This window comes from Xanthomonas sp. NCPPB 3442 (assembly GCF_056725145.1).
Map to the genome: position 1 here is coordinate 164,703 of NZ_CM161514.1, position 15,827 is coordinate 180,529.

Consider the following 15,827-nt stretch of genomic DNA (forward strand, 5'->3'; position numbering starts at 1 on the left):
AGGTCATCCCGATGATCACGCGCAAACACGATGATGGCGAGACGGGCACCGGTACGCGCATCGGCGTGATCTCCGATACGCATGGCCTGCTTCGGCCCGAAGCGCTTGCCGCGCTTAAGGGCTGCTCGCAGATCATCCACGCCGGCGATGTGGGCAAGCCGCAGGTGCTTGAGGCGTTGCGGGCACTGGCACCGCTGCATGCCATCGCAGGCAATATCGACGACAAGCCGTGGGCGAACGGCTTACCGCAGACGCTGGATCTGCACATCGCTGGTGTGCGTATCCACGTGCTGCACGATCTGAAGACGCTGGCACCGCAGGTGCAGGCGGATGTGGTCATCAGCGGCCATTCGCACAAGCCGTCGGTGCACATGCACGATGGGGTGCTGTACCTCAATCCGGGCAGCGCCGGGCCGCGTCGCTTCAGTCTGCCGATCAGCGTGGCCATGCTCTGGCTGGGCGATGGCGCGCCGCGCGCGCACGTGCAGCCATTGGCCCTTGGCTGAGTCCGCTGACTTGGCATGCACATCGGCGGGGCCATGCTCGTGGGCCACGTTGTTGCAAGGGATTCCCCATGAATACACGTCGCCAATTCCTTTCTGCTGCCGCGGCCGGTACTGCGGCATTGGCCGCTGCACCGTTGATGGCGCAATCGTCGGCGCCCGGCAGCGTGATGCCCACGCGCGGGAAAACCGATGCGGGCGCATTGCCGACCAATCCGCGCGTCGAGGGCGCACGCTACCGGCCTCGCAGTCGTCTCGGCTTCGGTGGCGTGGCCATCGGCAATGGCTTTGCGCCTGCCACCGACGCCCAGAGCGAGCAAACGCTGGCAGCGGTATGGGAATCGGGCGTGCGGTATTTCGATACCTCGCCTTGGTACGGGCTGGGCTTGTCGGAGCGACGTACCGGCCATCATCTGCACAACCATCCGGCCGACGATTACGTGGTGTCGACCAAGGTCGGGCGCCTACTCACCGCGACCGACACGCCGCCCAAGACGATGTGGCAGCAACCTTCGCCGTTCGACTATCGCTACGACTACAGCGCGTCCGGTGTACGGCGCTCGATCGAAGACAGCCTGCAGCGTCTGGGGGTGTCGCAGATCGACATCGCGTATATCCACGATCTCTCGCCGGAGAACGAAAAAGACCTGGGCATGCCATGGGAGCAGCGGTTCGCCGAGGCGGTGAAGGGCGCGATGCCGGAGCTGACCAAGATGCGCAAGGAGGGCTTGATCAAGGCCTGGGGCTTTGGCGTCAATCGTCCTGAGCCGGCCTTGCGCGCAATCGAAGAAGCCGACCCCGACATCTTCCTGCTCGCCTGCCAGTATTCGCTGCTCGACCATGCGCAGGCCTTGCATGACACCTTCCCGAAGATCGCAAAGCATGGCGCCTCGGTGGTGGTCGGTGCGCCATTGTTGGCTGGCTATCTGGCCGGGCGCGAGCGGTATCTCTACGACGGCACCATTCCGCCATGGGCGCCTGCCAAGCGGCAGAAAGCGCTGGCCATCTGCGACCGGCATGGCGTGGATCTACGCACCGTTGCGCTGCAATTTGCTGCAGCTCCGCAGGTGGTGTCGGCGGTGATTCCCGGTGCGCGCACGGCCGAGCAGGCCCGCGCCAATGCAACCTCGATGCAGGTGGCGATTCCGCCGGCACTGTGGGAAGCGCTCAAGCGCGAAGGCGTGATGGAGGCAGACGCGCCGGTGCCCGCGGCGCGTTGAGGGCCGGGCCCGCGCGCAGCGCATGGTGTTTGCGCTGCATGGCAATCAAAACGTCCCGCGTTGAATGAACGGCGCTTGTTGATACAACACGCGCTCGCCACCACGTGGATCCAGTTCCAACCGGCTCGGCGTATCGAACACCAGCGTTTCGCGCCGTTTCAAGGAGTAGGGCCGCCAGTGCGGCGCACCGCGGCGGTTGGGTTCGCCATGCCGGGCAAACGCAATCAGCGCTTCGCTCATTTGCTCGGCCATGCGCTGCGCATCGGCACCATCGCCGGTGCGCGAGCCCGGCTGGCGCACGTTGTCGAACACCAGCGGAATATCCAGGGTATGGAAGGCGCCGAACTTGCCGCCATCCAGCGGCGAACCCCAATCCAGTTGATAGACCCAGGTGGGCGCGCCCTGACGGGCACGCGCCTCGGCTTCTTCGACAGCGCCGCGCCACGAGCGGCCGGCGGTGGTGGCTGCGAAGAACACCTGCGACGGCGTGTACTGCGGATAGAGCCGCCGATATTCGGCAATGACCACCTGCGGCAACAGGTCCACGTATTGCTGCGCCTCCAGCCTGGCCGGCAGCTCGTCCCAGCTCAGCGCGAAATTCTTCGCATCGTTACCGAGAAAGCCGCGTGTTTCATCGCGCGTATTGCCGATCACCATCGGGATGCGGGCCGACTGCACCGGCGCAGTTGGCCAGAACGGATGCACCGGCACGTTGCGCGCGTCCAGCACCGGGCCGAAATACAGCGCGGTGTTTTCCACCCGCGAAGGGTCGCGCACACGTGCGGCGGCCAGCAGCTGGGCCACAGGTAGCGTGCGCATGCGCGCGATCTCGCCTGGCGCAATCTTTAACGCATCGAGCAACAGTTGCGCGCGCTGGGTGGCCGCACGCGGCCCGGCCACGGTGACCTGTTGCCCGCTCATGGTCCAGGCGCGATGAAAGAGCCCGCGCGCGGCCGGCATCGCCATCAGCGTGGCGATCTTGGCGCCACCGCCCGATTGCCCAAACACCGTGACATTGTTGGCGTCGCCGCCGAATTCGGCCGCATGCTGGCGCACCCATTGCAGGGCCTGGATCAGGTCCAGCTGCCCGGCATTGCCGGAGTCGGCAAAACCGGCATCGCCCAGCTGCGCCAGCGACAGGTAGCCAAACAGATTGAGCCGGTGATTGACGGTGACCACCACCACATCGCCGCGCTTGCACAGGCGCACGCCGTCGTAGAGCGGGTCGCTGCCGGAGCCGGTGGTGTAGCCGCCGCCGTGGATATAGAACAACACCGGCCGCTTGCCGCCATCGCGCAGGCCAGGTGTCCACACATTGAGGAACAGGCAGTCCTCACTGGTGGGCTCGTTGGCCTTGAGCTGCGGCGCCGCTGCACCGAATCCGCTGGCATCGCGCACGTGGTGCCACGGCGTCTCCGGCAACGGCGCCTGGAAGCGACGCGGGGCAGTGTCGCCGCCATACGGGATGCCCTTGAACACGCAGACGCCCTGGTCGCGGTAGCCGCGCAGCGCGCCGCCACGCACGCGTGCCAGCGGCGCGCCATCGTCGCGTGGCGGCGCAAGTACGGCCGCGGCAGCGAAGCCGGGAAGCGTTGCTGCCGCAGTCGCGAGCAGGCCACCACGCAGCAGCGTGCGGCGTCGCGTGTCGGGGGTGGCTTGGGTCGTCATCGCGCCATCTCCTTCGCCGGTGAAGGTGGTGCAGGCTTGGCTACAGGCGGCTGCGGCTTGGTGACATGCGCGATCCAGGCTTGCGCCAGCTGCGGCCATGCGGACACGGTAAGACCGCTGCCGCTGGCAGCACCGAAACCATGGCCGCCCTGCGGGAATACGTGCAGCTCGCTGGGCACCCCGGCGCGCAGCAGCGCAGCGTGCATCAGCAGGCTGTTGCGCACCGGCACCACGCTGTCGTCCTGCGCATGCAGCAAAAAAGTGGGTGGCGTGTGCGCGTCCACGTGCAGCTGCGGCGAATAGGCCTGCACCTGCGCCTGGCTCGGGGCGCTGCCGATCAGGCGTTCGCGTGAGCCTTTGTGCGCGTTGGCGCTATCCATGTCGATCACCGGGTAGATCAGCAACTGGAAGTCCGGTCGTGCGCTCAGTGCATCGGCCGCGTCGATGGGCGGATACACCCGCGCGGCGTAACGCGTGCCCAGGCTGGCGGCGACATGGCCGCCGGCCGAAAAGCCCATCACGCCCACGCGTTGCGCATCGATGCCATAGCGCGCCGCATTGGCGCGGATCAGCCGCAAGGCACGTTGCGCATCGGCCAGCGGCACGTCGGCGCTGTTCGGGTGGCCTTCGCCCGGCAGCCGGTAGCGCAGCACGAACAGGGTGATGCCGGCGGTGTCGACGAAACCGGGCACCAGCGCGCTGCCCTCGTTGTCCAGCACGATGCGTTGATAGCCGCCGCCAGGCGCAACCAGCAGGGCGGTGCCATTGGGCTGTTTGGGCCGGTAGACCACCAGGTACGGCCTACTGACCTGCTGGATGTAGCGATCCGGCTGCGCCGGGTCGCTGCTGCGCTCGACGATGCGCTGCGGTTGCGGCAGCGCCGTATCCCCCGGTGCCAGCGGCGTTGGCCACAGCGCGATCCGGCTGGCCTGTTCGGCGGCAGTGTCGGCGCTCGGTCGCTCGGCCGCCGGCGCGGGGCGCGCCAGCAGCACGCCCAGCACAACGAGCGCCAGGCCATGCCGCGTGGCGCGCGAAAGCGCGGTCAAAGCCCGCGTTTGGCGTGTCTGTTCCATTCACCCCTCCCAGGGCCACTTCGTCACCGCGACCACAATGCCGCAGTGCACATTGCCAATGACACCGGTTTACCATATACAGCACACCGTGCCGCTGTCGATTGGCAGTGCAACAAGACACCTATCGGGGAGACACCCTTGAGCAACGACGCCGCCACTCCGCCACCGTCCACATCCACGCTGTCCGCCATCGCCCAGCGCTTTGTGGAAGCACGCCGTGCAGGGGCATCGCTGCCTGACTTTCCCGGGCAAATCCCCGACGATCTGGTCACCGCCTACCAGGTGCAGGACATCGCCATCAGCCAATGGCACGACCATGTCGTGGGCTGGAAGGTGGGGTATATCGCCGCCGAGCGCCGCGATGCATCCGGCGACGAGCGCCTGCTTGGCCCGATCTTCTCGCAGAAGGTTTGGAATGCTACCGGTGGAACAACCGAGTTCCCGATCTTTGTCGGCGGCTTCGGCGCGGTGGAAGCCGAATATGTGCTCGTGCTCGGCGCCGATGCCCCGGCCGAGCAGACCCACTTTACCCCGGAGCAGGCCGCGCAGGTGCCGGCCACCTTGTTCATCGGGGTGGAAATCGCCAGCAGCCCGCTGGCCACCATCAACCAGTTGGGCCCGCGGGTGGTGATTTCGGACTTCGGCAACAACAACGGCCTGATTCTGGGCCCGGAAGTGACCGATTGGCTGGCGCGCGACGAGGCTGCGCTCACTGCGCAGACGCTGATCGACGACCAGGTGGTCGGCACCGGCGGCGCCACCACCTTGCCCGGCGGCCTGCGCGCGGCCTACGCATTCGCGCTCAGCCGTTCGGCACAGCGCGGGCGTCCGCTCAAGCGCGGTGATCTGATTGCCACCGGCAATGCCACCGGTATCCACGACATCGAAGTGGGGCAGCGTGCCCTGATTCGCTTCGCCGGCATCGGCGATATTTCCTGTACGGCTGTGTCCGCCAGTTGACGGCGGCCCCCGTGACCAGACGCTTGGGAGGGCGCCAATGATCACACGCAGACATTTTCTTGGTGCCGGGCTCGGCGCCGCGGCTGCCGCCCCCTGGTTGGGTGCCGGCGCCACCACGCCGATTCCCGGCGGGCAGTTGCTCACCGCCACCGATGTGCACGTCGGCGATTACCCCACCGTGGAAGCGGTGCGCTGGTTCGGCAAGCAGCTGGAAGAACGCACCCATGGCCGGCTCAAGCTGCGCCAGTACCACTCCGGCCAACTGGGCCGCGAGTCGGAGGCGATCGACATGGCGCGCTTTGGCGCCATCGACATCACCCGTGTGTATTCGGGCGCGTTGAACAACACCTTCCCGCTCACGCAGGCGCTATGCCTGCCGTATGTGTTCGATTCGGTACCGCATCTGCGCCGGGCCATCGACGGGCATGTCGGCGACAGCGTGCTGCGCAGCTTCGAGCAGCGCGATCTGGTCGGTCTTGCCATCTACGATTCGGGCGCGCGCTGCTTCTACAACACCAAGCATCCGCTGCATCGCCCGGAAGATCTCAAGGGCCTGAAATTGCGGGTGGCCTCGTCGGACATCTTCCTCAAGCTGATGCGCATGCTGGGCGCCAACCCCACGCCGATGTCGCTGGGCGAGACGTTCTCGGCGATGGAAACGCACATGATCGACGGTGCGGAAAACAACATGCGCAGCTTCCAGTCCAGCCGGCATTTCGAAGCCGCGCATTACTGGTCGCAGAGCGAACACTCCTACGCGCCGGACATCCTGGTGATGTCGCGCCAGAGTTTCCAATCGCTGAGCGCGGCCGACCGCGGCCTGGTGGTGGAACTGGCGCGTGCCTCGGTGCCGGTGATGCGCAACTTGTGGGATGCCTCCGAGACGGTGGCGCGCAAGCAGGTCATCGACTACGGCGTGAAGCTCAACCAGGTCGACATGCCGGCGTTCCGCGCCGCCGCTGCCCCGCTGCTGGCCGAATACCGCAAGCAGCCGGAGATCGAAGCGCTGTACCGCCGCATCCGCGATTTCGCATAGAGGTGACCCGATGACCGAACCTGAGACTGTTGCCGTCCCGGTCGCGCCGTTGCAGCGCGCGCTGGACCGCGTTTCCGATATCGCCGTGGGCGTGGCCTCCTTGGCGCTGCTGGGCCTGGTGGTCGTGCAGGGCTGGCAGGTGTTTACCCGCTACGTGCTCAACGACTCGCCCAGCTGGACCGAGCCGGTAACCCTGTTGCTGCTGAGCACCGCCCTGAGCCTGGGCGCGGCGGCCGGCGTGCATACCAACCGCCACTTCGGCTTCTACCTGCTGGGCGAACACGTGCCGCTGCTGGTGCGCAAGATGTTCGAAGTGATCCGCCCGCTGATGATCATGTCCATTGGCGCGGTGCTGGCGTGGTGGAGCGCGGCGCTGCTGTTGGACGGGCTGGATATCAAGATGGCCGGTGCGCAGATGCCGCAGAGCATCAACTACCTGCCGCTGTCGATCGGCGGTGCGCTGATGGTGCTGTTTGCCGTGTTCAAGTTGTGGCGTGTGCTGCGCCCGGTCCATGCTGGAGGAGTGCGCTGATGGGCATCGCCATGTTGTTGGGCACCTTCGTGGTGCTGCTGTTGATCGGCGTGCCGGTGGCCTACGCCCTGGGCGCGGCGGCACTGGCCACGCTGCTGTATCTGGACCTGCCCACGGTAGTGCTGGTGCAGCAGATTTCTGCCGGTAGCGGCTCGGCGTCGTTGATTGCGATCCCGCTGTTTATCTTCGCCGGCGAGTTGATGTTGCGCGGTGGCATTTCCGAACGCCTGATCGCCTTGGCCTCGTCGTTGGTCGGGCGTGTGCGCGGCGGTCTGGGCCAGGTCAGCGTGCTGTCGTCGCTGTTCTTCGGCGGCGTCTCCGGCTCGGCGATTGCCGATGTCTCGGCGGTGGGCGGCACCATGATTCCGCAGATGATCAAACGCGGTTACGACCGCGATTACGCGGTGAACGTGAGCATGACCGCTGCGCTGGTGGCCTTGCTGGTGCCGCCTTCGCATAACCTGATCCTGTTCTCGGCCGCAGCCGGCGGCGGCTTGTCGATTGCCGATCTGTTCGCGGCCGGCATCTTTCCGGCGTTGTTGATGACCGCCGCGATGATGGTGACCGGCTATGCAGTGGCGCGTCATCGCGGCTACGGCACCGAAGCCTTTCCCGGTTGGCGTGCGGTGGCCCTGCGCCTGATCGGTGCGCTGCCCGGCCTGGGGTTGGTCGGATTGATCTTCATCGGGATTCGCGCCGGCATCTTCACCGCGGTGGAAAGCGCCGCCATTGCCGTGGTGTACGCATTGATCGTCACCGCATTGCTGTATCGCCAATTGCGTTGGGCCGAGTTCTTCGCGGCGGTGACGCATGCGGCGCGCACCACCGGCGTGATCCTGTTCGTGATCGCCACCGCTGCGGTGTTCGGCTGGTTGCTGGCCTATCTGCAGGTGCCTGCGGCAGCGGTGAAGTTCCTGCAGGCCATTGCCGACAGCAAGAACATGGTGCTGTTGATGATCGTGGTGATGCTGCTGTTGCTGGGCATGTTCATGGACTTGGCGCCGAAGATCCTGATCTGCACGCCGATCTTCCTGCCGGTGGTGAAGGCCTACGGCATCGACCCGATTCACTTCGGCCTGGTGATGGTGCTGGCCGGCGGTATCGGCCTGATCACGCCGCCGATCGGCTCGGTGTTGTTCATCGGTACTTCCATCGGGCAGATCACCATCGCGCAAAGCATGCGCACCATCTGGCCGTTCTGGCTGGCGGCGTTGTGCGTGCTGTTGATCGTGGCGTTTTTCCCTGAGTTGTCGCTGTGGCTGCCGCGCGCCCTGCGCGCCTGAGCCGGGGCGATTGCGTGATTGCGTAACGGCAGACGGGCGGTCGGTACGGCTTGTTCGCGTGGTAACGAGCGCCTGCCATCCACATGCAGGCGCGTCAGGCGTCGCTGCCGGCGGGAGGCTGTGCCGCATCTGGTTAACCGGTGGCATTGCGCGCCATCGTGGTAAAGCCCGGCATCCGGGACTAGGAGAGAGCATGCGTGTGCGTCCCATTTCATCCCGATGGCGTTGGCTGATGGCCGGCGGCTTGCTGCTGTGCGCCGGCCTGAGCACTGCGGCGGACTGGAAGCGCGGTATCGAGCACCAGCGCATCGCCGACCAGGGCGATGGCAGCTTTCTCAATCCGGTGCTGGCCGGCGACCATCCCGACCCGTCGGTGCTCAAGGATGGCGATGATTACTACCTCACGCTGTCGTCGTTCGATGCCTACCCGGGCCTGCCGATCTGGCACTCGCGCGATCTGGTCAACTGGCAGCCGCTGGGCCACGCCATCACCCAGAACGTGGGCGCGATCTGGGCGCCGGATCTGATCAAGCACGGCAAGCGCTACTACATCTACTTCCCGGCGCGGCGCGGCGACCAGGGCGAGCGCAGCAATTTTGTGGTCTGGGCCGACGACATCAAAGGCCCGTGGAGCGCGCCGATCGACATCGGCCTGGGCAAATACATCGACCCCGGCCATGCAGTGGGCGAGGACGGCAAGCGTTACCTGTTCCTGAGCGGCGGCGATTACGTGCAGCTGTCCGATGACGGCCTGAAGGTGGTCGGCACCCCCAAGCACGTCTACGACGGCTGGAAATATCCGGAAAGCTGGGACGTGGAAGGCTACGCCCAGGAAGGCCCCAAGATCACCCGCCACAACGGCTGGTACTACATGACCACCGCCGTGGGCGGAACCGCCGGCCCGCCGACCGGGCACATGGTGATCACTGCGCGTTCGCGCTCGATCCACGGCCCCTGGCAGAACGCGCCCAACAACCCGATCACCCGCACCAGGAGCGCGCAGGAGCCGTGGTGGTCGCGCGGCCATGCCACCCTGGTGGAGGGCACCGACAAGCGCTGGTGGATGCTCTACCACGGCTACGAAAACGGCTACTGGACGCTAGGCCGGCAGGCGCTGCTGGACCCGATCGAATGGACGCCCGATGGCTGGTTCGTCGCCAAGGGTGGGGACCTGGGCACGCCGCTGAAAAAGCCCAGTGGGCAGGCCCTGCCGCACGGGTTGGCGTTGTCGGACGATTTCCGCGCCAGCACGCTCGGCCCGCAGTGGGCGTTCTTCAATCCGGCCGCCGACGAGGCCAAGCGCCTGCAGGTGGGCAATGGCGTGTTGCGGCTGCAGGGCAAGGGCAGCGCGCCGCGCGACGCTTCGCCGCTGACGGTGATCGCCACCGACCCGGCCTACCAGTTCGAAGTGCAGATGACCGTGTCACCGGGCGGACAGGGCGGGGCGTTGCTGTTCTACAGCGACAAGCTCTATGCCGGCGTCGGCAGCAATGGGCAACAGTTCGTCATGCATCGCTACGGCGAGGAACGCCCGGCCACGCTGGCGCCCAGCACCAACGGCGGCACGCTATGGCTGCGCGTCACCAACAACCGCCACATCGTCACCATTCACAGCAGCACCGATGGCAAGGCCTGGACCAAGTACCCGGTGCAGATGGAAGTGTCCGGTTACCACCACAACGTGGCCGGCAAGTTCCTGGCCCTGAAGCCGGCGCTGTATGCCGCAGGCCCCGGCCAGGTGGAATTCCGCAATTTCCGCTACCGCGCCCTGGACTGACCGTTCTGCATCGGCGGGCATGTCGTGGCGCTGCCTGCTGTGGCGGGCCCGTCACGGCGGACCCGGTGCAGCGGCAGGCTTCGCTCAGGTCTGCCGGCCGTCGGGCCGGTAGAATCCAATCAACTTTACTGGTTGACCGCTATGCCCGCCCGCAAGATGCCTGAAGAGGGAATGCCTGGCCTGCCGAAGGGTCGGGTCGCAACGATCAACGATATCGCGCGGATGTCGGGCGTGTCCAAGAAGACCGTCTCGCGGATCATCAACAATTCGCCGCTGGTACGGCAGGACACGCGCGAGAAGGTCGAGGCGCTGATGCGCGAGGTCGGCTATGCGCCGGACCCGCTCGCGCGCGGGCTGGCGTTCCGCCGTTCGTTCCTGATCGGCATGGTCTACGACAACCCCACCGCGCAATACATCGTGGACATGCAGTACGGCGCGCTGGACGCGCTGCGCGGTTCCAGCTTCGAACTGGTGGTGCACCCCTGCGACAGCCGCAGTCCCGGCTATATCGAAGGCGTGCGCCGCTTTGCGCAGGCGCAGAAGCTGCACGGCGTGATCCTGGTGCCACGCGCTTCCGAAGACCAGGCGCTGGCCGACATGCTGGCCGAGATCGGTTGCCGCTACACCCGCATCGCCTCGATCGCGCTGGACACCACCTCGCAGACGGTGGTCACCCACGACCGCGACGGGGCAGCGGAGGCGGCCGATTACCTGCTTTCGCTGGGCCACCGCGACATCGCCCTGGTCACCGGCCCCAGCGCCTACCGCTCCTCGATCGAGCGCACCTCCGGCTTTGCCGACGCGCTGACCCGGCGCGGCATCGAACTGCCGCCCGAGCGCATCGTCGAAGCCGGTTACACCTTCGAATCGGGCGTGGCGGCGGCCGAAAAGCTGCTGCTGGGCAAGAAGCGCCCCACCGCCATCTTCACCGGTAACGACGAAATGGCCGCCGGTATCTACAAGGTCGCCCTGCGCGCCGGCATCAGTATCCCGCGCCAGCTCTCGGTGATCGGCTACGACGACAGCTCGCTGGCCTCGCGGCTGTGGCCGCCGTTGACCTCGGTGCGCCGCCACACCCGCGACACCGGCCGCACCGCCGCGGCGATGCTGATCCAGCCCGACAACGCGCCGCAGCTGCCCATCGCCAGCGTGCGGCCGCACCTGATCGTGCGCGACTCCTGCCAGCCGCCGGAAGATTGAGCTACTTGGTCCTGGCGGAAGAGGAACAAAGCCCCTCTCCCGCCTGCGGGAGAGGGGTTGGGGTGAGGGTAAGGCGGCAGGCAGCCAATTTAGAAAGCTCAGGCTTGCGCCGGAAGGCAATAGGCCACCACCCACAAAGCAAGCTGTGCTCTTCAACACAGCGCGCAGCCTCGTACCCTCATCCGCCCCTGCGGGGCACCTTCTCACGATGGGAGAAGGGAGTTGGTAGTCCGTGCGTCCACCGACACCGTCTTTCGTGCACTGCGCAATGACACCGGTTAACCAGAGTCGGTAGACTAGCCCCGTGCAAGCCCACGTTCCCCCTTGCTTGCCTTGGAGAAGTGCCATGTCCCTGTACTGCAAAACGCACTACGCCACCCATCCCGACGCCATCAAGGGCGCCAGCAACGACGCGCTGCGCGAGCTGTATCTGCTTGATGGGCTGTTCGTGGACGACGCGGTGACGCTCAAGTACACCCACTACGAGCGCTTCGTGCTCGGTGGCGCCGCGCCGCTGGGCAAGACGCTGGAACTGCCCAGGCAGACCGAGCCCGCCTCGGCCGCGGGGCATCCGTTCCTGGAGCGTCGCGAGCTGGGCGTTCTCAATGTCGGCGCAGGCACCGGCACGGTGACCGTGGACGGCACCGCCTACACGCTGGGGCCCAAGGACGGCCTGTACGTGGCGATGGGCAGCACCGATGTCAGTTTTGCCTCCGCAGACGCGGCCAACCCGGCCAAGTTCTATCTCGCCTCCACGCCGGCGCATGCGCGCTTTGAGACCAAGCAGCTCTCGATCAAGGATGCGGTGGCACTGGAGCGCGGTGCGCTGGAAACCAGCAACGAGCGCACCATCTACCAGTACATCGTGCCGGCCACCTGCCAGTCCTCGCAGCTGTTGCTCGGCCTGACCGTGCTCAAGCCCGGCAGCGTCTGGAACACCATGCCGCCGCATCTGCACGACCGCCGCAGCGAGGTGTATTTCTATTTCGACCTGGGCGCCAACGACCGCGTCTACCACTTCATGGGCGAACCCGATGCGCAGCGCCACATCGTGATCCAGAACAACGAAGCGGTGGTGTCGCCGCCGTGGTCCATCCACATGGGTGCCGGCACCAGCAATTACGCCTTCATCTGGGCAATGGGCGGCGAAAACCTGGATTACACCGACATGCACGTGCTGGACATCTGCCAGCTCAAGTAAGGCCTGCATCGACGTGCCGGCACCCACCAGGCCAGACATGACGCCGCCTTGTGCGAGGCGAGCGCCAACAACGCTGGCGCGACCCAGTTGGGCGCCGGCGTTGCAGCAGTTCGTACAACCCGGCCGCGCGCTACGCGGCTTACTCATCACACCACGGCACATCCAGCAGGAGCGATAAGGTAATGAGCAATCCGTTCAGTCTCGAAGGCAAGGTCGCACTGGTCACCGGTGCCAATACCGGCCTGGGCCAGGGCATCGCATTGGCCTTGGCCGAGGCAGGTGCCGACATCGCTGCCGCCGGCATCCAGGCGCCCACCGAGACCGAAGCCAAGGTCAAGGCGTTGGGCCGCCGCTTCATCGCCATCGAAGCCAACCTGATCAGCATCGAGCCGGTGCAGCGCATCATCGAGGAGACCATCGCCGGCCTCGGCGGGCTGGATATTCTGGTCAACAACGCCGGCCTGATCCGTCGCACCGATGCGGTGGATTTCAGCGAGCAGGACTGGGACGACGTGCTCAACGTCAACCTGAAATCGGCCTTCTTCATGGCGCAGGCCGCAGGCCGTCACTTCATCGCGCAGGGCCGCGGCAAGATCATCAACATCGCCTCGATGCTGTCGTTCCAGGGCGGTATCCGCGTGCCGTCCTACACTGCCAGCAAGTCCGGCATCGCCGGCATCACCCGCCTGCTTGCCAACGAATGGGCCAGCAAGGGCGTGACCACCAATGCCATCGCACCGGGCTATATGGCCACCGACAACACCGCGCAGCTGCGTGCCGACGAAGACCGCAACAAGGCCATCCTGGACCGCATTCCGGCCGCGCGCTGGGGCGTGCCGGCCGACCTGGGCGGCACCGCGGTGTTCCTGGCCAGCAGCGCGTCGGACTACGTCAACGGCGCCATCATTCCGGTCGACGGTGGTTGGCTGGCGCGCTAAGCGCTCGCCTCTGTACGGCTCTCCTTCTCCCATTGGGAGAAGGTGCCCGAAGGGCGGATGAGGGTCGGGGTGCATGCACATGACCAGACGCGTCCCGCAGCTCCGACACGTTCTTCAGAACCTGATCGCTCACCGACAATGCACCTGAAAGCGAATCAAGACCGCACCCAGGCGCGCACACCAACCGACTCCACAGTCGACACAACTTCCCCAAACCAATCGGAACATCCCCATGAAAATCGCACTCATGAATGAGTTTAGCCAGGCCGCCAAGAACCCGGTGATCCTGCAGCAGCTCAACGAGGTCGCCAGCGAGCAGGGCCACAGCGTGTTCAACGTCGGCATGGACGGCGACAACGACCACCGCCTGACCTACATCCACCTGGGCATCGTCGCCAGCCTGCTGCTGAACTCCAAGGCGGTGGACTTCGTGGTTGCCGGTTGCGGCACCGGCCAGGGCGCGATGATGTCGCTCAACGCGCATCCGGGCGTGTTCTGCGGCTACTGCATCGAGCCGACCGACGCCTACCTGTTTGCCCAGGTCAACAACGGCAACGCGCTGTCGCTGGCGTTTGCCAAGGGCTACGGCTGGGGCGCGGAAATCAACGTGCGCTACATCTTCGAAAAGGCCTTCAGCGGCGAGCGTGGCATGGGTTACCCGGCCGAGCGTCGCGAATCGCAGCAGGCCAACGCCGGCATCCTGACCCAGCTCAAGCAGGCCACCGCCAAGTCGTACCTGGACGGCCTGCGCGCCATCGACCCGGAACTGATCAAGCAGGCCATCGGCGGCGAGCGCTTCCAGCAGTGCTTCTTCGACAACGCCCAGGATGCTGAAATCCGCAACTTCGTTGCCGGCCTGCTGGGCAAGACCGAAGCTGCTGCAGCAGCTGCGTAATTAGTCGGTGCGTTTTAGCCCCTCTCCCGCCGGGAGAGGGGTTGGGGTGAGGATAAGGCGGAAGACAGCTGGCTTGAACGGGGGAGGCTTGAAGGGCTTGAGAAGACAGGACGGCCGTCCTGCATTTCCTTGCCGCCGCATCCTCATCCGCCCTTCGGGCACCTTCTCCCGATGGGAGAAGGAAACAGCGTCGCGTCCTTAGCATTGTTCCCGGAGCCCATCATGCGTCTGCTGCTGTTCGCATTGCTGCTGCTCTTTGCATGCATCGCCCACGCCGCACCACAGCGCATTTTTATCGCTGGCGATTCCACTGCTGCCCAATACGGCGCCGAGCGCGCGCCGCAAGCCGGTTGGGGCCAGCTGCTGCAGGACTGGTTCGACCCGGCGCAATGGCAGGTGCGCAATCACGCCAAGGGCGGCCGCAGCACGCGCAGTTTCATCGCCGAAGGGCGGCTGGATGCCATCGCAAAAGAACTGCAGCGCGGCGATGTCTTGCTGATCCAGTTCGGCCATAACGATGCCAAACGCGAAGACCCCACGCGCTACACCGATCCCACGACCGACTACGTGCAGTTCCTGCGCCGCTATGTCGCCACTGCGCGCGACAAAGGCGCGACGCCCATCCTGATTACGCCGGCCGCCCGGCTGTTGTACGACTTCGGCGCGTTGCTCGACACCCACGGTCGCTACACCTTGGCGATGCAGCAACTCGCCGCGCAGGAACACGTTGGCTTGATCGATCTCAACGCCAGTTCCAGCGACTGGATTCGCGCACTCGGCGAGCAGGCGGCCAAACCGTATTTCCTGTTCGTGCCCGAACAGGGCAAGGCCGACGGTACCCACTTCAGCCGCGCCGGCGCGACCGCCATCGCCTGCCTGGTGGTGCACGGTTGGTTGCAGCTGCAGCCGGCGCTCAAGGCGCAGCTGCAGCGCGACGCCGATTGCGGTGCTGCGCCCGACACCAGCGCGCAACGCGCCGCGCAGGCGCATCCCTCGCTGGTGGTGCACGAGCGCGATCTCGCCCGCGAACAGCCCGGCCCGCATGGCGGCGCCGGCCCGACCACGGCGTATCCGTTCTTCGCAGATGCACCGGCGCTGAAATTCGTGCTGCGCAAACGCGTGCTGCACAAGGGCGCCGGCATCGGCCTGCATCTGCACGACAAGGATGAGATTTATTACATCGTCAGTGGGCGCGGTTTATATGCGCTGGACGGAAAGCAATACAACGTCGCCGCTGGCGATGCGTTGTTGACGCGGCCGGGCAGCACGCACGCCTTGCAGCAAACCGGCGAAGAACCGCTGGTGCTGTTGCTGGCGTACACCGCATCCAAGTAGCCCTCGCGCCCCAGACAGCGCAGCTGCAACGAAGCGCTGCGTTTTTCAAATGGGCTGAGTTGTCATCAGGCACGGCCAGCCTGCGAGTCGCCTGCTTCCACGTGCAGATGGCTGCAGCGGATCAGCGGCAGGAGCCAGCGACGGCAGACAGCCGATCACGCCGGCGCACAAACCATGTCAGGGGTGGTCGCGGCCGACATCCAGCG

General features: G+C 65.9%; 14 protein-coding genes. 12 read left to right on the forward strand and 2 right to left on the reverse strand.

Annotated elements, in window-relative coordinates:
- Positions 1 to 11: 11 nt before the first annotated feature.
- Both AC1POX_RS00685 and AC1POX_RS00690 read left to right on the forward strand, forming a co-directional pair.
- Positions 12 to 506 (forward strand): metallophosphoesterase family protein, encoded by a 495-nt coding sequence (locus AC1POX_RS00685; protein WP_071118692.1) that lies wholly within the window; start codon positions 12 to 14, stop codon positions 504 to 506.
- A 68-nt stretch (positions 507 to 574) separates the two neighbouring features.
- Entirely contained in the window at positions 575 to 1,723 is a 1,149-nt protein-coding gene (locus tag AC1POX_RS00690; protein WP_014088968.1) for an aldo/keto reductase, read from the forward strand.
- Positions 1,724 to 1,768: 45 nt separating this feature from the next.
- Here AC1POX_RS00690 and AC1POX_RS00695 read toward each other — a convergent pair whose 3' ends face one another.
- Complete coding sequence (locus AC1POX_RS00695) at positions 1,769 to 3,391, reverse strand: carboxylesterase/lipase family protein (protein ID WP_042841087.1); 1,623 nt, start codon at positions 3,389 to 3,391, stop codon at positions 1,769 to 1,771.
- On the reverse strand, positions 3,388 to 4,464 hold the full coding sequence (locus AC1POX_RS00700) for an alpha/beta hydrolase (RefSeq protein WP_372356628.1): 1,077 nt from the start codon (positions 4,462 to 4,464) through the stop codon (positions 3,388 to 3,390). The genes AC1POX_RS00695 and AC1POX_RS00700 overlap by 4 nt, the downstream gene beginning before the upstream one ends.
- Positions 4,465 to 4,602: 138 nt before the next feature.
- Here AC1POX_RS00700 and AC1POX_RS00705 point away from each other — a divergent pair, with 138 nt between their 5' ends.
- The 10 genes from AC1POX_RS00705 (at position 4,603) to AC1POX_RS00750 (ending at position 15,621) form a co-directional block, all read left to right on the forward strand.
- A complete protein-coding gene (locus AC1POX_RS00705) occupies positions 4,603 to 5,424 on the forward strand; it encodes a 2-keto-4-pentenoate hydratase (RefSeq protein ID WP_008574478.1) in 822 nt (273 codons plus the stop codon).
- Positions 5,425 to 5,461: 37 nt separating this feature from the next.
- Positions 5,462 to 6,460 (forward strand): TRAP transporter substrate-binding protein, encoded by a 999-nt coding sequence (locus AC1POX_RS00710; protein ID WP_008574481.1) that lies wholly within the window; start codon positions 5,462 to 5,464, stop codon positions 6,458 to 6,460.
- Between the two features lie 10 nt (positions 6,461 to 6,470).
- A complete protein-coding gene (locus AC1POX_RS00715) occupies positions 6,471 to 6,992 on the forward strand; it encodes a TRAP transporter small permease (RefSeq protein WP_031420591.1) in 522 nt (173 codons plus the stop codon).
- Positions 6,992 to 8,275, forward strand: coding sequence for a TRAP transporter large permease (locus AC1POX_RS00720; RefSeq protein WP_008574485.1), 1,284 nt, complete (start codon positions 6,992 to 6,994; stop codon positions 8,273 to 8,275). The genes AC1POX_RS00715 and AC1POX_RS00720 overlap by 1 nt, the downstream gene beginning before the upstream one ends.
- A 193-nt stretch (positions 8,276 to 8,468) precedes the next feature.
- Positions 8,469 to 10,052 carry a family 43 glycosylhydrolase gene (locus AC1POX_RS00725; RefSeq protein ID WP_029818203.1) on the forward strand — a complete coding sequence of 528 codons (1,584 nt, stop codon included), beginning with the start codon at positions 8,469 to 8,471 and terminating at the stop codon, positions 10,050 to 10,052.
- Between the two features lie 141 nt (positions 10,053 to 10,193).
- A complete protein-coding gene (locus tag AC1POX_RS00730; RefSeq protein WP_372356629.1) occupies positions 10,194 to 11,252 on the forward strand; it encodes a LacI family DNA-binding transcriptional regulator in 1,059 nt (352 codons plus the stop codon).
- A gap of 346 nt (positions 11,253 to 11,598) precedes the next feature.
- The gene (gene kduI, locus AC1POX_RS00735; protein ID WP_011345891.1) at positions 11,599 to 12,453 is read left to right on the forward strand and encodes a 5-dehydro-4-deoxy-D-glucuronate isomerase; all 855 of its coding nucleotides are present in this window, start codon (positions 11,599 to 11,601) and stop codon (positions 12,451 to 12,453) included.
- Positions 12,454 to 12,635: 182 nt separating this feature from the next.
- Entirely contained in the window at positions 12,636 to 13,391 is a 756-nt protein-coding gene (gene kduD / locus AC1POX_RS00740; protein ID WP_008575030.1) for a 2-dehydro-3-deoxy-D-gluconate 5-dehydrogenase KduD, read from the forward strand.
- 232 nt (positions 13,392 to 13,623) lie between these two features.
- The gene (locus AC1POX_RS00745; protein ID WP_008575029.1) at positions 13,624 to 14,286 is read left to right on the forward strand and encodes an RpiB/LacA/LacB family sugar-phosphate isomerase; all 663 of its coding nucleotides are present in this window, start codon (positions 13,624 to 13,626) and stop codon (positions 14,284 to 14,286) included.
- Positions 14,287 to 14,508: 222 nt separating this feature from the next.
- The gene (locus AC1POX_RS00750; protein ID WP_372191483.1) at positions 14,509 to 15,621 is read left to right on the forward strand and encodes a GDSL-type esterase/lipase family protein; all 1,113 of its coding nucleotides are present in this window, start codon (positions 14,509 to 14,511) and stop codon (positions 15,619 to 15,621) included.
- The last annotated feature ends 206 nt before the right edge of the window (positions 15,622 to 15,827 follow it).